Origin of the sequence: Nocardioides thalensis (assembly GCF_013410655.1) — a bacterium.
Lineage (GTDB): Bacteria > Actinomycetota > Actinomycetes > Propionibacteriales > Nocardioidaceae > Nocardioides > Nocardioides thalensis.
In genome coordinates, this window is sequence record NZ_JACCFP010000001.1 from 2,947,565 (window position 1) to 2,969,207 (window position 21,643).

Consider the following 21,643-nt stretch of genomic DNA (forward strand, 5'->3'; position numbering starts at 1 on the left):
TCGGGTCCTACCGGTGCCGGGTGTACTCCACGACCTGCTGGAACGTCGGGCGGTTCTGCCAGTCGATCGGCCGTACGCCGACCAGGCCCGCCGTCGTGTGCACGATCGCGTCCTGCGCCTTGTCGTAGGTGAGCTCCGCGACCGACCCGACGCCCTGCTCGGCCAGCGCCGCGTCGACGGCACCGGCCAGGGAGGCCCGCAGCGCCGTACGGCACGAGGCGAGGGTGCCGCGGCCGCAGTAGTCGTGGCGGAACGGCGTGGCGACGTGCCGGCCGAGCCGGGCGTCGAGCTCCTTGACCACCCAGCCGTACCAGGGCGGGTCGAGCCAGGCCGAGCCGACGCCCTGGCGCGGGTGGTCGTCGAGCATCCGCGGGACCTCGTGGACCAACGACCCCAGGCCGCCGCGCATCACGTCGTAGCCGAGCGAGTCGTCGCCGTGCTCGTACCAGACGTCGAACAGCGCGATGGCCGCCTCGTGGGCGTAGTGGCCGTCGCGGTCCCGGTCGACGCGCGGCGCGCCGGCCTGCAGCCAGGCCCGCAGCAGCTCGGTGGCGGGCGCGAGCGCGGGCGACCGGCCGATCACGTCGAGCAGCGAGGGAAGCAGGTAGCGGGCGCGGCTGTCCTGCGTCGCCGCGCCGGACATGACCCCGACCACCCCCGCGGCGTCGACCTTCCGCGCCCCACGGATCGCACCCTCGATCCGCTCGCTCAGCGCCAGCGACCGGTGCACCGGTCCCCAGCCCCAGACGTTGTCGGGGGCCGACCACGAGCGCGCCTGCCGGTTGTTCCAGCTCACGAGGTAGCCCGACTCGGGGTTGACCTGGCGGGCGTGCCCACGGAAGCCGACCCACCCCTGCCAGTCGTAGGCCTTGTCGCCCCAGCGCGGGAAGTCGAACGCGACCCCGTCGGCGCGGACGGGCAGCAACGAGGAGGTGAAGTGCGCGATGTCGCGGCTGTCGGCGTAGAACCAGTTGAACGTGAAGTCGATCGCCGAGGCGGCTCGCATGAAGCTCTGCGCGTCGCGGACGTAGCCCGGGTCGTTGAACCGCGAGAAGCCGACCACCGAGTCGACCTCGTGGCCGTACGTCGACCGCTGCAGCACGAGCGCGACCGGCTCGCCGTCGACCGTCGTCCGCTCCTGGACGATGCCGTGGCGGGTGCGCCAGACATCGAACGTGTAGGTCTTCGGCAGCCCGGGCGCGGTGAGGTTGGGCACCGTGTGCTCCACGTGCTGGTCGTGGTCCATCTCGACGCAACGGCCGCCCACCCGGTAGCCGGTCGAGTGCACCGTGGGCGCGGAGCCGTCGGTGTTGCACAGCCGCTCGGCGACGGTGTCGACGAGGTCGTTGGAGGCGCTCGTGGCCGACCACGCGTAGTCCACGCCCCGGCCGAGCTGGATGACGAGGTTGGTGCCGGCGAACGAGACGCCACGCGCCTTCACGCCGGGCCCGACCAGCACCTGCTCGACCAGCAGTTGCGGGTTGTAGTAGCTGGTCTGCGGGCCGAACACGGCGAGCGGGTGGCCGGTGCGCGACTCCTCGGCCGTGACGAGCAGGGCGTTGGACATGGCCGCGTCGTGGTCGAGCATCAGCTCGATGGGCGGCAGCTCGGCGAGCTCGCCCTCCGGCAGGTCGCCGCGCGGCGCGCGCTCCCCAGGCCGCAGCTTCCGCGTGACCACGCGCGCGACGTGGCCGGACCCCGGGGCGGTGGGGCCGTCGACGTCGGGCAGCGCCACGCCGGGCCGGCCGGCCTCGACGGCCCGGCCGCCGCCGTACGAGAAGTCGACGGAGGCGGTGGTGGGGGCGCCGGCGTCGAGCTTGGTCCGCAGGTCGCGGTAGACGCCGTCGGCGACGCGGCGGCCGAACTTCGCGCGGAGCAGCTGGAGGAAGCGTGCGTTGCCGGCCTCGCCACCGCCGCCCTTGCCGAAGATGCCACCCACCAACGAGGCGACGTAGACCAGGTCGGCGCGGGTCCAGTCGGTCGGGAACTTCTGGAGGGCCGCGTACTCGACCGGGCACTCCACGCCGGTCGGCAGGCCGCCCGGGCACAGCGCGTCCTGGGCGTCGTTGATGCCCTCGAGGTAGGCGTCGACCCCGCGCAGCAGCCGTCGGCCCTCGGCGCCGTACCGCTCCACGACGGCGTGGACCTGGGCCTCGGCCTCCTCGGGCGTGTAGAACGCCGTGCGCAGCTGCTCCTGGTCCATCGCGACGTTGGCCGGCGTGTCGCCGACGAACTCGGCCATCCGCGCCGCTCCGGTGTGCCGGAGCACGTCCATGAGGAACATCCGGTCCTGGATCGCGGCGTACCCGGCGCCGTACATCGTGTCTTCGTAGGTGACGCCGCGGATGTAGGGAACCCCGAACTGGTCGCGCCGGATCGTGACGCCGTCGCGCGGCGTGTCCGTGCTGACGACGGTCTCGGGCGTGAAGCCGGCGCGCTTGTAGAGGTCGTCGAGGTCGGCGCGGGAGATGTCGCCGGGCCGCTGGGTGGTCAGCGCGTCGTACATCTCCAGCTGGTCGGCGTAGTTGTCGGGCGCGTTCTCGCCGTCGACCGCGGTCGTGCCGAGGCCGCCGATGACCTCGACCAGCTCGAGGAGCCCGATGTTGCCGTTGGAGCCCGGCGGGACGATGTTCCACACGGTCCCGTAGGGGTCGCGCGGCTCGGCGCGCAGGTCGGCGGGGCCCGCCCCCGCTCCCGCCGCGGGCGCGAGGAGAGCGAGCGACGCGGTGACGGCGATGAGCGCAGGTGTGCGGCGCACGGCGACCTCTGTTCCCGCCACCGACCGGCGCGAGTGGCGTCCGTCACACCAACGAGGCGGGCGGTGGCGGGGTTATCAGGCCGGGGGTGGCGCCTCGTTCGGGAACAGGAAGACCTCGCCGTCGCGCACCTCGACCCGGTGCGGCACGGTGTCGATGGTGGCGGGCAGACCGTCGACGGCGCCGGTGCGGAGGCAGAAGCGGCTGCCGTGGAGCGGGCACTCGACGTGGCCGTCCTCGACCCAGCCGTCGGCCAGGGAGGCGGTCTGGTGGGTGCAGGTGTCGTTGAGCGCCCACACGGTGCCGTCGTCCTCGCGCAGCAGGGCGATGTCGTCGTCGGTGCCGGTGACGTCGCGGTCGACGACGATCCCCTCGCCGGTCGGGATGTCGTCGACGGCGGCCACCCTGATTCCTTCGCTCACGGTGGCGAGCCTAGGTGAGCGGGTGGCCGCGTCCGCAGTCAGCCCCGCTTCTCCAGCGCGGCGGTCAGCAGGCCGACCAGGGCCTCGGTCTGCAGGTCGATGGCACCCTCGGCGTCCTCGCCGGCGCCGTCGAGCGCGCGGGCGGCGAGGCCGGCCTTGCGGTCGATGAGCTCGGCGATCCGGGTGTCGAGCGTCTGGGTCGCGATGACCCGCCACGCCGTCACCGGCTCGGTCTGCCCGATCCGGTGGACCCGGTCGATCGCCTGGGTCTGCTCCGCGTCGGTCCACGAGAGCTCGGCGAGCACGAGGTTGGACGCGACCTGGAGGTTGAGCCCGACGCCGGCGGCCGTCAGCGAGCACACCGCCACCTGCACCTCGGGGTCGTTGGTGAACGCGTCGATGTTCTGCTGGCGGACGGTCGAGGTCTGGTCGCCGCGGATCGAGCTGTAGCGGATGCCGCGGGACTCGAAGGTCTCCTCGGCGATGTCCATCACGTCGATGTGCTTGGCGAAGAAGACGACCTTGCCGACGTTGCGCGCCAGCTGCGCGGTGTAGTCGGCGGCCAGCCCGGCCTTGGCCTGGCCGATCCGGCGCAGCATCCCGAAGACGTTCTCGCCGGTCTTGTCGGACTGCTCCTCGCGCTCCCACACCGCGACCCGGCGCACCAGCTCGTGGTCGATGCCCTCGACGACGACACCGGAGGTGCGGGTCTCCAGGGCCTTGTCGTAGCGGGCGACCATCCGGCGGGCGAGCTCCTCCTCGGCCTTGCGGATGGAGCGGCCGGCCTCGCCCTCGAGCTCGACCGGGAGGTCGGCCACGCGACGGGCGGGGATGTCGGCGGCGACGTCGATCTTGCGACGCCGCACGATGCCCTGCTCGAGGACCGCCTGGCGGGCGCCGCGGAAGAAGCCGGGGTCGGTCGGCACCAGGCCGGTCTCCTCCAGCGCCTCCATCAGGTCGCCCAGCGGCTTCTTCTCGTCGATCCAGCCCAGGAACTGCCAGATCGCGCGGAAGTCCTCGATGTCGTTGATCAGCGGGGTGCCGGTGAGCGCCATCATCAGCGGCCGCGCGTAGCGGGACCGGATCCGGTCGGCGATCGCCAGCACGTTCTGCGACCGCTGGGAGGTCTTGTTCTTGATGTAGTGGGCCTCGTCGACGACCATCCCGCGGAACCCGTGCGTGCCGAGCCAGCCGAGGTGCCGGTCGAGGATCTCGTAGTTGACGACGAACACGTCGGCGAAGCCGTCGGCGTCGAGGCCGTCGCCGTGCAGGACGGTCGCGGTGCGGTTGGGCGTCCAGAGGTCGACCTCGCGCGCCCAGTTGGTCTTGACGACGTTGGGCACCGCGACGAGGAGCGGGTAGGCGTCGGCGGCCTCGGCGGCGAGCAACGCCTGCGCCGTCTTGCCCAGGCCGGGCTCGTCGGCGAGCAGGAACGTGCGGTGGCCCTCGCGGGCGGCGGTGATGACCTGCGCCTGGTGGAGCATCAGGTCGCGGCCGGCCGGCGACTTCAGCGTGGTGGGCTCGGGCAGCTCCATCGACGACGGGGCGCCCTTGTCGGCCTGCTCGAAGGAGCGGAAGAGCGGCTCGAGCAGCTCCCACCCGGCGAGGCGGCGCGGCTGGACGTTCTTGGGCGCGGCCGCGGAGAAGTCGGGCACGAGGAACGGGTTGGCGAGCTGGCGGGCGATCACCGACTGCGGCACCACCCGGCGCTGCGCGGCGCCGAGGTCGACGTCGGGCTCGGGCTCCGGCTCCTCCTCGACCTCGTAGCCGGCGCGCCGCAGCATGTCGCGCCGCAGCTCCTTCGCCGACTCGGAGATCTCCGCGTCCTCGGCGAGGAGCGTGAACAGCGTCGAGTCGCGGGCAGCGGTCTGGGCAAGGATCGTCGCGATGCCGTCGAGGCGCTTGAGCTCGTCGGCGCGCTTGGCGTCGCTCAGCTCCTCGTCCTCCTTGACCCGGTTGCGCTCCTCGCGGGCGAGCAGCGCGATCACCTGGTACTTGGTGCGGACGTCGGGCGCGGCCGAGCGCCGCTGGACGGCGGACTCGACCTCGCGGACCGCGCGGGCGAGGATCGGGATGATCCCCTCCTCGTCGCGGCGGGGTCGGTTGCCGGAGCGGGAGCGGCGCTGCTGCGAGCGTCCGCGCTGGCTGCTTCGAGCCACGAATGTCCTTCCTGGGCGGCGACCGTGGTGGCCGTCGCCGGGTACGTGCTGATCGCGACGACAGCCGACCTGCTGGTCGCCTGCGAGTCGCCGTGCGATCGTCCGCGTCTGCTCCGGGTCTCGCGCGCGATCGCGCTGCCACTGGGACGGCTCGGGGCGTCGGGCGGATCTGCTCTGCAGGATACCAGCCCTCGGCCCGGATCCGGCTACCAGTCGACCTCGTGGCACTGCCGGCTCGGGGCGCACTCGACCTGGAGGGTCGCGTGCTCGATGCGGTGCCGCTCCAGCAGCACCGCCTGGGCACCCGCCAGCACCGCCTCGTGGGTCGAGTCGTCGACCGCGACCAGGTGCGCGGTCGCGACGTTCATCCCGGACGTCAGCGTCCACACGTGGAGGTCGTGGACGCCGGCGACGCCCGCCACCGCCTCGAGGTCGCGGACGACCTCGTCGACGGCCATCCCCTCGGGGACGTGCTGGCCGAGGACCGCGAGCACCTGCCGCCCGAGCAGCACGGCCCGGACCGCCACGAACACCGCGATCGCGCCGGCCACGGCCGCGTCCCAGGTCCCGTCGCCGGTGACCGCGACGAGCACGCCGGCCGCGATCACGCCGACGCTGCCGGCGGCGTCGGCGACCACCTCGAGGTAGGCGCCGCGGACGTTCAGCGACTCGTCGGCGCCGGCCCGCAGGAGCACCAGGCAGACGGCGTTGACGACGAGCCCGAGCGCTCCGACGACCAGCAGCGCGGTCGACTGCACCTCCGGCTCGTCGCCAATGCGCGCCACGGCCTCCGCGGCGACGTACACCGCGACCCCGAGCATGATCAGCACCGTCAGCCCGGACGCGAAGACCTCGGCGCGGTAGGACCCGTAGGTGCGCCGCCCGCTCCGGTCGGGGCGGGTGGCGATCTTGGTGGCGACGAGGGCGGCGCCGAGCGCGACGACGTCGGCGGCCATGTGGCCGGCGTCGGACAGGAGCGCGAGCGAGCCCGAGAGGAGGCCGACGGCGAGCTCCACGACGAAGAACGAGGCGACCAGCCCGAAGGCGACCGCCAGCCGCCACCGGTGCCGCCCGGCGGCGTGCCCGTGCCCGTGTCCCGCTCCCACGCGACCGACCCTAGTCAGCCCGTCGTTACGCCCGCACGGCGTGTCCCGCCGCCCACGCGACGAGGTCGCGCGCCGGGCCCTGCGGCGGCTGGGGCCCGCCGCGCCACACGGCGTGCAGCCGGCGGGTCAGGTCGAGACCGCTCACCTGGACCCGGACCAGCCGGCCCGTCGCCAGGTCGTCGCGCACGGCGTGCGCGCCGAGCGCGGCGGGGCCGGCGCCGGCCGCGACCGCCGCGCGGACGGCGGCGGTGCTCGACAGCTCGAGGGCGGGCGGGGCGGTGTCCAGGTCCGCCAGTGCCTGCTCGAGGACCGTCCGCGTGCCCGACCCGGCCTCGCGCACGACCAGCGGCGTCGCCGCGAGCACGGCCGCGCTGACCGGGCGGCGGCCGCGGGTCGCCCAGGGATGCCCCGGCCCGACCACGACGACCAGCTCGTCGGTGCCGACCAGGCGCCGACGCAGGCCACCGGGCGCCGCGGGCCCCTCCACGAACCCCAGGTCGACGTCGCCGTCCGCGACGAGCGTCGCCACGCGCTCGCTGTTGGTCGCAGTCATCGTCACCTCGGTCGGCTCCTGCCCCCGCTGCTGCTGGGCCGACCGCAGCGCGACCACCCAGCCGGGCAGCAGGTGCTCGGCGATCGTCAGGCTCGCCGCGATGCTCAGGTGCGCCCGCTGGTCGGACCGCAGGGACGCGATGCCGGCGTCGAGCTGCTGGGCCGCCTCGAGGACCCGGTCGGCCCACTGCACGACCAGCTCACCGGTCTCGGTGAGCGCCGAGCCGCGCCGGGACCGGGTCAGCAGCGGCGCCCCGACGAGGGCCTCCATGGTGCGCACGCGCGACGACGCTGCCTGCTGGCTGATGCCCAGCTCCTCCGCCGCGGCGCTCAGGCTGCCCGCCCGCGCGACGGCCGCGAGCAGCTCCAGGGCGCGCAGCTCCGGCACGTGGGGACCCAACACAGGTCACAAGGCTACCTTGTGACAGCACAACCGCGACCTCGTTCCGCCGTACCGCGGCCGTCGACAGACTCGTCGACATGACTCTTCGCGTTGCGATCGTGGGCGGTGGCCCGGCCGGCATCTACGCCGCGGACATCCTCACCAAGTCCGAGACGGACGTGTCGGTGGACATCATCGAGCGGCTCCCCGCGCCGTACGGCCTGGTCCGCTACGGCGTCGCGCCGGACCACCCGCGCATCAAGGAGATCATCAAGGCGCTCGGCCGCGTGCTCGCCAAGCCCGAGGTGCGGTTCCTCGGCAACGTCGACTTCGGCGTCGACGTCAAGCTCGAGGACCTGCGCGAGTTCTACGACGCCGTCGTGGTCGCCACCGGCGCGAAGGCCGACCGCGAGCTCGGCATCCCCGGCGAGGAGCTGACGTACGGCGCCGCGGACTTCGTGTCGTGGTACGACGCGCACCCCGACGACCCGCAGGAGTGGCCGCTCGACGCGACCAGCGTGGCCGTGATCGGCGTGGGCAACGTCGCGCTCGACGTCGCCCGGGTGCTCGCCAAGACCGGCGAGGAGATGCTGACCACCGACATCCCCGACCACGTCTACGAGGGCCTGAAGGCCAAGACGATCACCGACGTGCACGTCTTCGCGCGCCGCGGCCCGGCGTACGCGAAGTTCTCGCCGCTGGAGCTGCGCGAGCTCAACCACTCCCCCAACGTCGAGGTGATCGTGCACCCCGAGGGCTTCGACGTCGACGAGCACGGCATGGAGCACATCGGCAAGCACAAGGCGCAGAAGATGGTGCTCGACACGCTCGCCAATTGGGTCGGCCGCGACCCCGTCGGCAAGCCGCACCGGATCCACCTGCACTTCGCCGAGGCGCCGGTCGAGGTGCTCGGCCGGGACGGCCGCGTGACGACCCTGCGCACCGAGCGCACCCACTCGCCGAACGCCGACGGCAACGTCGAGGGCACCGGCCAGCACACGTTCTGGGACGTGCAGGGCGTCTACCGGGCGGTCGGCTACCGCAGCACCGCGCTGCCGGGCCTCCCGTTCGACGAGCGCTCCGCGGTCGTCCCCAACGACGAGGGCCGGGTCCTCGACCTCGACGGCCGGCCGATCCCCGGCACCTACGTCACCGGCTGGATCAAGCGCGGCCCGGTCGGCCTCATCGGCCACACCAAGAGCGACGCCGCCCAGACCGTCGAGCACCTGCTCGCCGAGACGACGCCGACCGCCACCGCGCGGGAGCCCGAGGCGGTCGACGCCTACCTCGCCGAGCGCGGCGTCGACGTCGCGACGTTCGACCACTGGGAGCGCCTCGACCAGCACGAGATCGCCCTGGGCGAGGCGGCCGGCCGCACCCGGGTCAAGGTCGCGACCCGCGAGGAGATGCTCCGCGCGGGTCGCTGACCCGGGCCCGGCTCAGGCGGCGGTCGTCGCCGCCGCGTCCACGGTGGCCGGCGCGATCGCCGTGCCGAGGATCTCCCGCACGTCGGAGACGAGGTGCACGGTGACCGCGTCGAGCACCTCGGCGGGCACGTCGTCGAGGTCCGGCGCGTTGCGCTGCGGGAGGTAGACCTCCGTCAGCCCCGCCCGCTGGGCGGCGAGCAGCTTCTGCTTCACGCCGCCGATCGGCAGCACCCGGCCGGTCAGCGAGACCTCGCCGGTCATGCCGACCTCGCCCCGGACGGTGCGCCCGGTCAGCAGCGAGACGAGCGCGGTCGTCATCGTGACACCTGCCGACGGCCCGTCCTTGGGTACGGCGCCCGCGGGCACGTGCAGGTGGAGCGGCCGGTCGAGCAGCTCGGGAGCGATGCCGAGCTCGTCGGCGTGCGCCCGAACGTAGGAGAGCGCGATCTGCGCGGACTCCTTCATCACGTCGCCGAGCTGTCCGGTGATCGTCAGCCCACCCTTGTCGCCCGGGAGCGTCGACGCCTCGATGTAGAGCACGTCGCCGCCCATCCCGGTCACCGCGAGCCCGGAGGCGACGCCCGGGACCGACGTCCGCTCGTGCGCCTCCGGCGTGAACCGCGGCTTGCCCACGAGCTCCTTCAGTGCGGCCTCGTCGATGGTCGTCGGCAGCTCGCCGAGCGCGGCCTTGCGGAACGCCTTGGCCAGCAGTCGCTCGAGGACGCGCACGCCCGCCTCCCGGGTGTAGTTGGCCGCGAGCTCGCGGAGCGCGTCGTCGGTCACCACGACCTCCTCGGCCGTGACCGCGGCGCGCTCGAGCTGGCGCGGGACGAGGAAGTCGCGGGCGATCGCGACCTTCTCCTCCTCGGTGTAGCCGTCTATCGTGACCAGCTCCATCCGGTCCAGCAGCGCGCTCGGGATCGTCTCCAGGACGTTGGCCGTAGCGATGAACAGGACGTCGGACAGGTCGAGGTCGAGCTCGAGGTAGTGGTCGCGGAACGTGTGGTTCTGCGCCGGGTCGAGCACCTCGAGCAGCGCGGCCGCGGGATCGCCGCGGAAGTCGCTGCCGACCTTGTCGACCTCGTCGAGCAGCACGACCGGGTTCATCGTCCCGGCCTCCTTGATCGCCCGGACGATCCGGCCGGGGAGCGCGCCGACGTACGTCCGCCGGTGACCGCGGATCTCCGCCTCGTCGCGCACGCCGCCGAGCGCGACCCGGACGAACTTCCGCCCGAGCGCCCGCGCCACCGACTCGCCGAGCGAGGTCTTGCCGACGCCCGGAGGCCCGGCCAGCAGGATCACCGCGCCGGAGCCGCGGCCGCCGACGACGGACAGCCCGCGCTCCTCGCGCCGGGCGCGGACGCCGAGGAACTCGACGATCCGCTCCTTGACCTCGTCGAGGCCGTGGTGGTCGGCGTCGAGCACCGCGCGGGCGTCGGTCAGCGACGTGCGGTCGGCGGTGCGCTCGTTCCAGGGGAGGTCGAGCACGGTGTCGAGCCAGGTGCGGATCCAGCCGCCCTCGGGGCTCTGGTCGCTGCTGCGCTCCAGCTTGTCGACCTCGCGCAGCGCGGCCTCCCGCACCGCCTCCGGGAGGTCGGCGGCCTCGACGCGCGCCCGGTAGTCGCCTGGACTGCCGGTGCCCTCGCCATCTTCGTCTTCGCCGAGCTCCTTGCGGATCGCACGGAGCTGCTCGCGGAGCAGGTACTCGCGGTTGCGCTTCTCGACCGACTCGCGGACGTCCTCGCTGATCTTGTCGTTGACCTCGTTCTCGGCGAGGAAGTCGCGGGTCCACTCGACGAGCAGCTCGAGCCGCTGCTCGACGTCCGGCGTCTCGAGCAGCTCGCGCTTGCGGTCGTTGGACAGGTACGGCGCCCAGCCCGCGGTGTCGGCGAGGGCCGACGGGTCGTCGATGCCGTTGACGCCGTCGATGATCTGCCAGGCCTCCCGCTTCTGGAGGACGGCGACGACGAGCTTCTTGTAGTCGGCGGCGAGCTCGCGGACGCGGGCCGTCGGGGCCGGCGTCTCGACCGGCTCGACCTCGACCCACAGCGCGGCACCGGGGCCGGTCACGCCGCTGCCGATGCGGGCGCGCCCGCCGGTGCGCAGGAGTGCGGCGGGACCGCCGCCGCGGAACTTCCCGACCTTCTCCAGGGCGGCGACCACGCCGTACGACGCGTAGCGGTCGTCGAGCCGCGGCGCGACCAGGATCTCGTCGAGATCGGCGGCACGGGCGGCGTCGACGGCGGCCTGGGCGGTCTCGTCGAGCTCGATCGGCACCACCATCCCGGGGAGGAGGACGACGTCGTCGAGGAGAAGGAGGGGCAGGCGCCTCAAGGACATGATGGAAACCCTCTTTCGGAGTTGAGTGATGTGGACTCAACTCCGGGTGCGATCCGGGCGTTCCCGGCGCGGTTCCGCTGGGGGCGAACAGCCCGACCGGTGACCGGCGTCACCTGTCCAGGGCGGCGTTCTTTAGGGTAGCCTCACCTCAAGCAAGCCCATCCGGAACGGGAGTACGGCGTGATCGTCTGCCAGTGCCGCGTCGTCAGCGACAGAGCGGTCGATACCGCCGTCGCCGACGGTGCCCGCACGGTCGCCGCCGTCTGCCGCGCCACCGGCGCCGCCCAGGACTGCGGCTCGTGCATCTTCACGGTCAAGGCGCTGGTCTGCCAGCACCACGCGCGCGAGGACGCCGTGCTCGCCGCCGACGGCGCCGCCAGCTGATCGTCGGACGAACCGGGGCCTGAGTCTGGCCTTAGCCGGGGGTCGGGATGCGACCATCGGGTCCTCGGACCCCACTCCCGCGGAGGTAGACGGTGCAGCCTGTTAGCCCTCGGATCGTCGAGATGTTCAATGACGCGCTCACGTTCGAGCTCACCGTCACCAACACCTACTTCCTGCATGCGCGCATGCTCGACAACTGGGGCCTGCCCAAGCTGGGGAAGGTGTTCTACGAGCTGTCGATCGACGAGATGAAGGACGCCGACGACCTCATCAACCGGATCCTGATGTTCGACGGCCACCCCAACGTGCAGAAGCTCAACGCCATCACCGTGGGCGAGACCGCCGAGGAGATGCTGCGGCTGGCTCTGGAGAGCGAGAAGGCCGCCGTCGCGCAGTTCAACGCCTCGGCCAAGGAGTGCCACGAGCTCGGCGACCACGGCTCCGCCGCGGTGTTCGAGGAGATGGTCCGCGACGAGGAGAAGCACGCCGACTGGTTCGAGAGCCAGCTCGACGCGATCGAGCGCGTCGGCGCCGAGCAGTACCTCGCCCAGCAGATCACCGCGGGCGAGGCACCGTAGCCCCGGTCCCGACCTCGGTCACGAGGCGCGCTGCAGCTCCCAGCTCCACGTCGCCGTCCCCTCGGGCGCGTTCATCGGCACGTACGTCGCCGTACCCGACAGCTCGGTGACCGGGCCCTGCGGGAGCGCCTGGTCGTCGGCCTCGGCGGCGTTGGTGTTCATCGGGTTGTAGACGATGGTCTCCGGCTCCGCGTGGGGGCAGTCGATCACGACCTCGGCCGTGACGGTGGTGCGCCAGAGGCTGACCGAGTACTCGCCCTCCCAGTCGAAGTGCGCCATCTCCGCGCGGCCGTCGAGGGTCGCGGCGCCGTCGTACACACAGCCGGAGGCGCTGGTGCCGGACACGGTCCAGGCGATGTCGGCGTCGCCCAGCCAGTAGTAGCCGGCGGCCTGCTCGTCCATGTCGATCGTCGCCGACCAGGTCTCGGTCACGCCACCGGAGTGGACCAGGGTGCCGTCAGCCGTGCCGGTCCAGTCACCGGAGTCACCACGGCAGTTGATCTTGGTCTCGACGTCGGACTGGCACAGGTCGGGGTCCTCCGAGCTCGGCGCGGGGGTCCCGAGCGGGCCGCCGTCGCAGGTGTCGGTGCCGGCGCCGCCGGAGCAGGTGTCGGCACCCTCCTCGCCGAAGAGGCTGTCGTTGCCGTCGCCGCCGGTCAGGGCGTCGTCGCCCTCGCCGGCGCGCGCGGTGTCGGAACCGTCGCCCCCGTCGAGCTGGTCGTCCCACAGGCTCCCGGTCAGGACGTCGTCGTCGGCGCCGCCGTCGGCCATCGAGCCGACCTCGACGAGCGTGAGCCGGTCCTTGCCCGCGCCGCCGAACAGCGCGGTGTCCTTGGTCTCGCCGGTGGTCATGGTGTCGTTGCCGGTGCCGCCCTGGGCCCAGCCGCCGTCGCCGTCACCGAGGTCGACGGTGTCGTTGCCGGGGCCGGCGTCGACGTAGTCCCGGCTGCCCTGCCCGAGGATCTCGTCGTTGCCCGAGCCGCCGCGCACCGGCTTGGCCGGGCTGCCGTCCAGGCCGCCGCCGGCCTCGATCGTGTCGTTGCCGGCACCACCGTCGATGTCCGCGTCGCGGTTCCAGTGACCGTCGATGTAGTCATCGCCGTCGCCGCCGTGGAGCACGACGCCTGGCCAGCGCGACAGCAGGCGGTCGTCGTCGGCGCCGCCCTCGAGGACGACGCCCGCCTCGTTGCCGGTCAGGGTGTCGTCGCCGGTGCCGCCGTCGAGGCGGGCCTCGTCGCTGCCTCCGATGAGGGTGTCGTCGCCTGAGCCGCCCGAGACGACGTCGTCGTGCCCGGTGCTGCTGTCGAGCTCGTCGCCGCCGCTCTCGCCGAGGATCCGGTCGGCGCCGTTGCCGGCGTGGACCTCGTCGGCGCCGCCGCCCGCGCAGACCAGGTCGTCGCCGCCGCGCGCGGAGACGTTGTCGTTGCCGCCACCGGCCCAGATCACGTCGCGGCCGTTGGTCCCGGCCAGCGTGTCGGATCCGGAGGTGCCGACGATGGTCGCCTGCACCCCCTGGCAGCGGGGCGTCGCGGCGTGGGCGGCGGTGACGCCGACAAGAGCGGACGAGGTGAGGGCGGCGCCCAGGACGACGGAGCCGGTGACCGGCAGCATGATCTTCACGATGACTGGATACCTGCGCCCCACCGCCGGGATGCGGGAACGGCCCCCCAGTTCCTCCCTTCGGAGGAGGGATCTCCCACCTCCGGCGAGGGCCCCTCACCGCGCGCGTGGCAGAGTGCGCGCGTGGACGCTCTCCAGGACCGCTACTTCGCCGACCTCCCCTGCTTCGGGTGCGGGCCGGCGAACGAGAAGGGCCTCCGGCTGAAGTCGTACGACGAGGGCGACGGCACGGTCGTCGCGACCTTCACGCCGTGGCCGGAGCACGACAACGGCGCGGGCTTCCTCAACGGCGGCATCATCGCGACGGTGCTCGACTGCCACAGCGGCGCGGCGGTCACGCACAAGGCCTTCGCGCACGGCTGGGAGCCGTTGGGCGGAGCCCTGCTGCCCTTCGTGACGGCGGGCATCGACGTCCGCTACAAGCGCCCGGCTCCGCTGCGCGACAGCGTGTCGCTCGTCGCGACCATCTCCGCGGCCGACGAGTCGGCGATCACCGCCGAGGTGCGGCTCGAGCACGACGGCAAGGTCCGCGCCGAGGCGACGGCACTCTGGAAGCGCTGGCGGCCGCGGTGAGCGTGCGCTGGCGCGCGCCGGGGCGCGTCAACCTGATCGGCGAGCACACCGACTACAACGCCGGGCTCGCCCTCCCGTTCGCCCTCGCCCAGGGCTGCACCGCGACGGCGGCGACGGCCGACGGGTTCGCTGCGCGATCGGCCCAGCACGGGCACACCGTGGAGGTCGACAGCCTCGGCGAGCTGCCGGACGGCTGGGTCCGCTACGTCCTCGGCCCGGCGAAGGTGCTGCGCGACCGTGGCCACGACGTGCCGCCGGTCCGCGTGGAGATCGACAGCGACGTGCCCGTCGGGGCGGGTCTCTCCTCCTCGGCCGCAGTCGTGTGCTCGGTGACCGGCGCACTGTCCGACCTGCTGGGCCTCGACCTCGGCGCCGACGACCTGCTCGCCGTCTCCCGCGCGGCGGAGAACGACGTGGTCGGCGCACCGACGGGCGGCCTCGACCAGCTCGCCTCGCTCCGCAGCCGCGACGGGCACGTGCTGCTGTGCGACTTCGCCGACCTCTCGACCGAGCCGGTGCCGTTCGCACCCGCCGACCACGGGCTGCGGGTGCTGGTCGTCGACACCCGCGTCGAGCACGGCCACGTCGACGGCGAGTACGCGGCGCGGCGTACCTCCTGCGAGGAGGCGGCACGCCGCCTCGGGGTGGCCAGCCTCCGCGACGTCACGGACCCCGGCACGCTCGACCGGCTCGACGACGACGTGCTGCGCCGCCGCGCCCGCCACGTCGTGACCGAGAACGACCGCGTCCGCGCCGTGGTCGACCTCCTGCGGCGCGGCGACCTCGCGGCGACGGGCCCGCTGCTGTCGTCGTCGCACGCGTCGCTGCGCGACGACTTCGAGGTCACGGTGCCGGCGCTCGACCTCGCGGCCGAGACCCTCGTGGAGGCAGGCGCCGTCGGTGCGCGGATGACCGGCGGTGGGTTCGGCGGGTGCGTCATCGCGCTGGTGCCCGACGAGCGGGTCGCGGCGGCGACGTCGGCGGTGGAGGTCGCGTTCGCCGCGGCGGGGCTCGGGGCGCCGGTGGCCTTCACGGCGCACCCGTCGGCGGGCGCCCACCGCCTGTCCTAGGGCACCGCCTCGCGCTGGTACTCCCTCGATCCATCGAGATCCACGATCGATGGGATGAAAAGCATGTGTTGGACTCATCGATCGTTCCGGCGGACGCTGGAGCCATGACCACGAGCACCGTCCCCGCGACCACCGCCGTCACCGCGCTCGCACCTGCGGTGTGGGGCACGACCTACCTCGTCACCACCGAGCTGCTGCCGCCCGGCCATCCCCTCCTCGCAGGTCTGCTCCGCGCGCTCCCGGCCGGGCTGCTGGTGCTCGCCGTGCTGCGGGTGCTCCCCCGCGGCGAATGGTGGTGGCGCTCGCTCGTGCTCGGTGCCCTCAACATCGGCTTCTTCTTCCCGCTGCTGTTCGTCTCCGCGGAGCGGCTCCCCGGCGGGGTCGCCGCCACGCTCGGCGCGGTGCAGCCGATCGTCGTCGCTGTACTCGCCGTCGTGGTGCTCGGCGAGGCGCCCTCACGCTGGCGGATCGGCTGGGGCATGGCGGGCGCGGCCGGCGTCGGACTGGTGGTGCTCGGTCCCGACGCCGCGCTCGACCCCGTCGGCGTCCTCGCGGGCGTCGCCGGCGCGCTGTCGATGGCCCTGGGCGTGACGCTCACCAAGCGCTGGGGACGCCCCGAGGGCGTCAACCCGGTCGCGTTCGCCGGCTGGCAGCTGACCGGCGGCGGCCTGGTGCTGCTGCCACTCACGGCGCTGGTCGAGGGCGCTCCCCCGGCGATCGACGGCCAGGCGGCGGGCGGGTACCTCTGGCTCGGCGTCATCGGCGGGCTCGCGGCCTACGTGCTGTGGTTCCGCGGGATCGGCCGCCTCCCGGTCGCGTCCGTCGCGCTGCTCGGCCTGCTCTCGCCGCTCGTCGCCGCGGCGCTCGGCGCCGTCGTGCTCGGCGAGACGTTCGGCCCGCTCCAGGCGATCGGGTTCGGGCTCGCGCTCACCGCCCTGGTCGCCGGCCAGCTCACGCCGACGCGCCGTGTGGCCCCCACCGTGGCCGCACCTCGTTTGGCCCCTGGCCGATGATCGGGACATGAAGCGGATCGCGCCGACCGTCCTGAGCGTTCTCGCGCTCACCCTGCCTCTGGCCGGCGCGGTCCTGCCACCGCAGGCGTCGGCGGCGCGATCCGACCACGAGGTCACCGGCTGGATCCTGCCGTCGGCGGCCAACCGGCTGGTGCGGCAGAACGCCCACGGGCTGACCACCCTCGCGGTCGTCGGCGTCGGTCTTCGCCCCGACGGCGCAAGCACGGCGCCGGTCACCTCCGACATGCTCCGACTGGCTCGAGCAGGCCGCCGCAACGGGCTCCGCACCGAGCTGCTCGTGTCCAACTACAGCAACCGGCTCGGGGCCTTCGACCCGCGAGCGCTGCACCGCCTGCTCGACCGCCCCCGCCACATCCGTCGCGTCGCCGCTCGCCTGGCGGTCGCCGTACGGCAAGGACCGTGGGACGGCGTGAACGTCGACCTCGAGCGGGTGCGCGCCAGCGACGGCCCCGGCCTGGTGAGGTTCGTCGCCGCGTTGCAGCGCGCGATGCCCCCGCACCGCACCGTGTCGATCGACGTCAGCGCCTCCACCAGCATTCGTGCCTACCGCGAGCACGGCTACCGCCTCAGCGGCCTCGCCCGCCACGCCGACGTCGTCGACCTGATGGCCTACGACTACAGCGGGCCGACCTGGTCCGACCCGGGCCCGATCGGACCGCTTCCCTGGCAGCGAGCCGCGGTCCGCGCACTCCTGCGCAAGGTTCCTGCCGAGAAGGTCCAGCTCGGCGTCGCCGGCTACGGCTACACCTGGCCCGAGACGGGAACCGGGCGCTCGCTCAGTCCCCGCGCCGCGCGTCGCCTCGTCCGCGAGGACGGTGCCGAGGCCGAGTTCCGCCGCAAGGTGGGCGAATGGGCCGCGACGCTGTCCAACGGCACCGAGCTCCGGTGGTCCGACGGACGCTCCTACCGCCTGCGCGTGCAGCTCGCCCACCGGTTCGGGCTGCGCGGCACCGCGGTGTGGCGACTCGGCTCGGCCGATCCACTGCCGCGTCTGCGCTGACCATGCACCGGCCCCCATGGCATGCCGGTGCCCCCGCCGATGGTGGGGTTCGGCGGGGTGCGGGGCGTGGTGGCTACTCGTCGGGCGGGTCGGTCGAGTCCGTCGTCGAGGTGCCGGGGCAGGGTCGGGTGTCGAGGGCGTAGGTGCCGCCGGGGGTGACCAGCCACTGGTGCCCGGTGCGGCCGCGCCAGTGGTAGATGCCGGGGGCGAGGACCCGATACGCCCAGCCGGCCCGGTGTGTTTTCAAGCGGTGGTGTCCGCGGCAGACCGGAGCGAGGTTGCACGGGCAGGTCACGCCGCCCTTGGCGTGGGGGATCACGTGGTCCAGGTCGCAGGCCTCGGCGGGACGATTGCAGTGCGGGTACACGCAGGTCTGGTCGCGGAGCAGGACTTGGCGGGCTTGGCGTTCGGCGATCTCGTAGGCGCCGGTGGGTTCGTGGCCGGCGACGTCGAGGACGGGCCGGACGATGATGGTGCCCGCGGCAGCGCACCATTCGCGGATCTGCTCCGCGGTGACGGGGGTTGCCGGTGGTTGAGGTGCGAGGCCGCCCGCGGCCGAGCCTCGAAACCTCCGGCGCCTCAGCGGGATGGCGGGTCGGGGTGGTCGGCCTCGGCGTCGCGGCGTTGTACAGCGGAGCGGCGGGAGAGCGCTGGGAGCTGGTGCCACTCGTTGTTGATGAGGGCTTGTCGTTTGCGGCGGTTCCAGCCCTGGATCTGTTTCTCGAAGGCGTAGGCGTCGTCGATGCGGTCGAACCAGCCGCTCCACACCAACACCACTGGGCGTCGCGATCGCGTGTAGGCCGCGCCGAGGTCGTCGTCGTGGTGTGCTGCCATATCCGTGCGTCGAGATCGACGGTGCTGCCGGCGTAGTAGGTGCCGTCAGCGCACTCGAGCAGATAGGCCCAGGGCATCGACCTGTGGCCTCAGTAGGGGCCGGAGGTTTCGAGGCTCGGCCGCGGGCGGCCTCGCACCTCAACCACCGGCCCGTCGGCGAACCGAGCCAGATGCTGATCCACGAACCCCACCGCCTCCACACCGAGGTCGCGGGTGCAGTCGGCGATCCGCAGGCCCTTCCACACCGGCACGCGGCCGTCCAGGACACCGGCCCAGACCTGGGGGAGGCGGTGGGAGAGCTCCACGACCTGCCCGACGTAGTTGCGGACCGAGTCGATCCCGCGGGCGAGGATGGCGCCGAGCTCGAGGACGGCGAAGTCGGAGATCAACGGGGCACCCTCACCCGCCAGCGGCAGGCCGGTGTCCAGGCCGCGTTCGGTGAGGGTGGAGGCGTCCTCCGGGACTTCGACGGTGTGCTGCATGGCCCATTCGGCGATGTCGCGGACCTCGCCGAGCTGTTGGTCGGTGATGATCCTCCGGCGCTGCGCGATCCCTTTCAGCAGTTCGTCGGCGCGGGAGAGCGGGGCCTCGGTCAACGGCGCGTCGACCGTGCCGGCCGGGGGTGCGGCCGGGAGGTCGAAGAGGGGTGCCGTCCCGAGATCCATGACCCCTATTGAACTACCGGGGACCGACACAACCAGACGCCGGAAACCCGCCTGTGGATAGGGAATTCTCGATCACCGCCTGTGGACGGGAAGTGGGTCTCGATACGCCCTCGCCTAGCGGCTCGGGCTACTCGACCACCCTGAACACGGCTCCTCGACCACCCTGGATCGGTGGTTTCGAGGCTCGGCCGTGGCCGGCCTCGCACCTCAACCACCGACCGCCCGTTGCCGTCGTACCGTGACCACAGAACGACGACCGCAGACGGCCTGAAACCGACGCAGCAAAGCAACCAAGCACCGCGACCCAAGCGGCGAGCAACCACGTAAATCGGTAAGCCCTGACCAGAAGGGTCTCGTGACGGCCGTGGACGGCCTCCTCGACCACCGGGAGGGGTCTCGTGACGGCCGTGGCCGGCCTCCTCGACCACCGCGGAGGGTCACCGACGGAGCAGCCGCGCGATCTCCTCGAACCCCCGCCGCTCCGCATGGTCCAGGGCGGTCACGCCGTCCGCGTCCGGGATCGACCGGTCCGCGCCGGCGGAGAGCAGGATCCGGACCACCTCCTGGTGCGCAGGGCCGCCGTCGCCGAGGATCACCGCCTCGAGCAGCGCGGTCCAGCCGAGCCGGTTGACGTGATCGATGTCGATCGGCGTGCGCACCACCCGGCGGACGTAGTCGACGTGGCCGCGCTCGCTCGCCGGGATCACCGAGAGGCCGCCGAACCGGTTCTCGATCGTCAGGTCCGGCCCGGCGGGCAGCAGCGTCTCGAGCATCGCGACGCTGCCGGTCACGCCGGTGACCAGCCAGGGCGTGTCGTGCCGGTCGTCGAGGGCGTCGGGGTCGGCACCCAGGGCGACGAGCAGGCGGGCCACCTCGACCCGGTCGTACGTCGCAGCGAGTAGCAGTGGGGTCCGTCCGGCGGCGTCGCGCACCTCGATGTCGGCGCCGGCGCGAAGCGCAGCGGCCGCCCCGTCAGGGTCGCCCGTGCGCGCAGCCTCGAGCAGAGCCGCGTCCGCGTCGGCGGGTCGTCCGGTCGTCATCCTCGTCAGCACCCTCTCCAGTCCGGCGAATCCTCGCTCCCTCGCCATCTGGAGCGGCGTCAGCCGCTCCTCCACTGACGGCCGGTCGAGCTCGACGCCGCCGGCGGCCAGCACCCGCACCGTCGTCGCGTAGTCGGCGTCGTCCTCGCCGAGCCAGACCGCCTCGTGCACGGCTTGATAGCCGATGCGGTTGACGTGGTCGCGGTCGATCCCCGCCTGCAGCAGCTCGCCGACGACGAGCGCGTGCCCGCGCTCGGCCGCGCGGATCAGGCCGGTGCCGTTCCAGCTGTCCTTGTCGTCGATCCGCGCGCCGTTGGCGAGCGTGAGCCGCAGCAGGTCGAGGTAGCCCTCGCTGGTGGCGATCAGGTAGGCGGACTGCTGGGTCTCGTCCTTGGCGTTGACGTCGGCTCCCTGTGCGATCAGCCGTCGAGCGGTGGCGACGTCGTCGCCCCAGGCGGCGTCCCGGAGCCGCGCGTCGAGCTCGGCCTGGGTCGCCGTGTTGCGAGCCCGGCGCCCGCGGTCGACCTCCGTCCGCGACCGTTCGGTCCGCTCGGCCCGCGCGGTCGGCTCGCGCAGGTCGGCGGCCGACGGCGACGCGGACTCGTCCGGCGAGCCGCCAGACGTGGTGCCGGCGCAGGCGCTCACGGCGACCAGCACCGCCGCCGTGAGCACCGCGCCCGTCGTACGTCGGGTCATCGCGCGAACGGTGAGGTCACGACCTCGTAGGGCCCGGACGCGACCTGCTCGTCGAACTTGCTGTCGACGTAGAGCACCCGCCCGCGCAGCGCCTTCGCGGTCGTGAGCACCCGGTCGGGGTCGGTCGCCTGCTGGCGGACCAGCTCGGCGGTGCGGCCGTCGGCGGAGAGGCGCAGCGTCGCCAGCATCCGGGAGAAGTTCCGCACGACGGTGAGCGTGCCACCCCGGCGCACCAGGCCGTCGGCGTTGACCAGGTCGGCGCCTCGCGTCCTGACCTCGGTGACCGCGCCGCTGCGGGTGTCGAACCGCCACAGCTGCCCGGTGTTGCCCTGGGCGACCACGAACGCGGTCCGGTCAGCCGTGAGCACGATGCCACCGAGGTTGAAGCCGGTACGGCGCTCCACGGTGCCAGTCGCGTCAGCCCAGAGGGCCGCGTCCCAGCCGTCGCCGTCGTCGGCGACCCGGAAGACCTGCGGGTCGTTGGAGTTGGTGAAGTAGGCGGCACCGTCCGGACCGATCGCAACGTCGTTGAGGAAGACGTCGTTGCCCGGCGCGCGGAGCGCGGCGAGCAGGGAGCCGTCGGGCGCGTAGACCCACAGGTCCGGGCGGCCGGTGCCGATGCCGTTCGGGCCGCCAGCCACGTACACCCTGCCGGCGGCGTCGACCGTGATGCCGCGCGCGGTGAAGCGTCCGTCGGTGCCGTCGCCGGCGAGCCACTCCTCGGTGACCGCGTGACCGGCGCTGCCGCGGTGGATCTCACCGCCGGTCGTCTCGCTGACGTAGAACAGGCCGCGGCGCTGGTCGGCGCCGATGCCCTCGAACCGCGAGCCACCGGGGTCGCCGGTGAGCTGGTAGCTGCTCGGCCGCGGGTCCTGCGTGGCTGCGATCGACGGCGCGGCTCCGGCCAGCAGCAGGACGGCGGTCGCGGTCAGGACGGTGGTCTTGCGCATGTGGGTCTCTCCTCGGGTCTGGTGGGTCGCCACCAGCGTGCTCGCCCCGGCGCCG

Annotated in this window: 19 protein-coding genes; 7 read left to right on the forward strand and 12 right to left on the reverse strand. The window is 73.2% G+C overall.

Annotation, left to right across the window (positions count from 1 at the left end; genetic code table 11):
* Positions 1–7 precede the first annotated feature (7 nt).
* The 5 genes from HNR19_RS14410 to HNR19_RS14430 form a co-directional block, all read right to left on the reverse strand.
* The gene (locus HNR19_RS14410; protein ID WP_179668567.1) at positions 8–2,758 is read right to left on the reverse strand and encodes a penicillin acylase family protein; all 2,751 of its coding nucleotides are present in this window, start codon (positions 2,756–2,758) and stop codon (positions 8–10) included.
* 75 nt (positions 2,759–2,833) lie between these two features.
* Positions 2,834–3,178, reverse strand: a complete 345-nt coding sequence (locus HNR19_RS14415; RefSeq protein ID WP_179668568.1) for a Rieske 2Fe-2S domain-containing protein — start codon at positions 3,176–3,178, stop codon at positions 2,834–2,836.
* Between the two features lie 38 nt (positions 3,179–3,216).
* On the reverse strand, positions 3,217–5,337 hold the full coding sequence (locus tag HNR19_RS14420) for an SNF2-related protein (protein ID WP_179668569.1): 2,121 nt from the start codon (positions 5,335–5,337) through the stop codon (positions 3,217–3,219).
* A gap of 206 nt (positions 5,338–5,543) precedes the next feature.
* The gene (locus HNR19_RS14425) at positions 5,544–6,443 is read right to left on the reverse strand and encodes a cation diffusion facilitator family transporter (RefSeq protein WP_179668570.1); all 900 of its coding nucleotides are present in this window, start codon (positions 6,441–6,443) and stop codon (positions 5,544–5,546) included.
* A 25-nt stretch (positions 6,444–6,468) separates the two neighbouring features.
* On the reverse strand, positions 6,469–7,398 hold the full coding sequence (locus HNR19_RS14430) for a LysR substrate-binding domain-containing protein (RefSeq protein ID WP_179668571.1): 930 nt from the start codon (positions 7,396–7,398) through the stop codon (positions 6,469–6,471).
* Positions 7,399–7,475: 77 nt separating this feature from the next.
* Between HNR19_RS14430 and HNR19_RS14435 the strand changes: the two genes are divergently transcribed.
* Positions 7,476–8,804: an FAD-dependent oxidoreductase gene (locus HNR19_RS14435; protein ID WP_179668572.1), complete on the forward strand. Its 1,329-nt coding sequence runs from the start codon at positions 7,476–7,478 to the stop codon at positions 8,802–8,804.
* 12 nt (positions 8,805–8,816) lie between these two features.
* On the opposite strand, the gene lon is transcribed toward HNR19_RS14435, so the two are convergent.
* Positions 8,817–11,144, reverse strand: coding sequence for an endopeptidase La (lon, locus tag HNR19_RS14440; RefSeq protein ID WP_179668573.1), 2,328 nt, complete (start codon positions 11,142–11,144; stop codon positions 8,817–8,819).
* Positions 11,145–11,324: 180 nt separating this feature from the next.
* On the opposite strand from lon, the gene HNR19_RS14445 reads away from it, so the two are divergent.
* Together HNR19_RS14445 and bfr are read left to right on the forward strand one after the other, a co-directional pair.
* Positions 11,325–11,528 (forward strand): (2Fe-2S)-binding protein, encoded by a 204-nt coding sequence (locus HNR19_RS14445; protein ID WP_179668574.1) that lies wholly within the window; start codon positions 11,325–11,327, stop codon positions 11,526–11,528.
* A 92-nt stretch (positions 11,529–11,620) separates the two neighbouring features.
* Positions 11,621–12,106 (forward strand): bacterioferritin, encoded by a 486-nt coding sequence (gene bfr / locus HNR19_RS14450; protein WP_179668575.1) that lies wholly within the window; start codon positions 11,621–11,623, stop codon positions 12,104–12,106.
* A gap of 18 nt (positions 12,107–12,124) precedes the next feature.
* Here bfr and HNR19_RS14455 read toward each other — a convergent pair whose 3' ends face one another.
* On the reverse strand, positions 12,125–13,717 hold the full coding sequence (locus HNR19_RS14455; RefSeq protein WP_246304831.1) for a calcium-binding protein: 1,593 nt from the start codon (positions 13,715–13,717) through the stop codon (positions 12,125–12,127).
* Positions 13,718–13,849: 132 nt separating this feature from the next.
* On the opposite strand from HNR19_RS14455, the gene HNR19_RS14460 reads away from it, so the two are divergent.
* From HNR19_RS14460 to HNR19_RS14475, 4 genes are all read left to right on the forward strand, one after another.
* Entirely contained in the window at positions 13,850–14,299 is a 450-nt protein-coding gene (locus HNR19_RS14460) for a hotdog domain-containing protein (protein ID WP_179668577.1), read from the forward strand.
* Positions 14,296–15,369 (forward strand): galactokinase, encoded by a 1,074-nt coding sequence (gene galK, locus HNR19_RS14465; protein WP_343047193.1) that lies wholly within the window; start codon positions 14,296–14,298, stop codon positions 15,367–15,369. Before HNR19_RS14460 ends, galK begins: the two co-directional genes overlap by 4 nt.
* Before the next feature lie 104 nt (positions 15,370–15,473).
* Positions 15,474–16,382 carry an EamA family transporter gene (locus tag HNR19_RS14470; RefSeq protein WP_179668578.1) on the forward strand — a complete coding sequence of 303 codons (909 nt, stop codon included), beginning with the start codon at positions 15,474–15,476 and terminating at the stop codon, positions 16,380–16,382.
* Positions 16,383–16,389: 7 nt separating this feature from the next.
* A complete protein-coding gene (locus HNR19_RS14475) occupies positions 16,390–17,403 on the forward strand; it encodes a glycosyl hydrolase family 18 protein (protein ID WP_179668579.1) in 1,014 nt (337 codons plus the stop codon).
* 73 nt (positions 17,404–17,476) lie between these two features.
* On the opposite strand, the gene HNR19_RS14480 is transcribed toward HNR19_RS14475, so the two are convergent.
* From HNR19_RS14480 to HNR19_RS14500, 5 genes are all read right to left on the reverse strand, one after another.
* Positions 17,477–17,770, reverse strand: a complete 294-nt coding sequence (locus HNR19_RS14480; protein WP_179668580.1) for an HNH endonuclease signature motif containing protein — start codon at positions 17,768–17,770, stop codon at positions 17,477–17,479.
* 212 nt (positions 17,771–17,982) lie between these two features.
* Positions 17,983–18,237 (reverse strand): GIY-YIG nuclease family protein, encoded by a 255-nt coding sequence (locus HNR19_RS14485; RefSeq protein ID WP_218910261.1) that lies wholly within the window; start codon positions 18,235–18,237, stop codon positions 17,983–17,985.
* A gap of 89 nt (positions 18,238–18,326) precedes the next feature.
* The gene (locus HNR19_RS14490; protein WP_179668581.1) at positions 18,327–18,902 is read right to left on the reverse strand and encodes a hypothetical protein; all 576 of its coding nucleotides are present in this window, start codon (positions 18,900–18,902) and stop codon (positions 18,327–18,329) included.
* 437 nt (positions 18,903–19,339) lie between these two features.
* The gene (locus HNR19_RS14495) at positions 19,340–20,638 is read right to left on the reverse strand and encodes an ankyrin repeat domain-containing protein (protein WP_179668582.1); all 1,299 of its coding nucleotides are present in this window, start codon (positions 20,636–20,638) and stop codon (positions 19,340–19,342) included.
* The gene (locus HNR19_RS14500) at positions 20,635–21,588 is read right to left on the reverse strand and encodes an SMP-30/gluconolactonase/LRE family protein (RefSeq protein WP_179668583.1); all 954 of its coding nucleotides are present in this window, start codon (positions 21,586–21,588) and stop codon (positions 20,635–20,637) included. Before HNR19_RS14500 ends, HNR19_RS14495 begins: the two co-directional genes overlap by 4 nt.
* Positions 21,589–21,643: the final 55 nt, after the last annotated feature.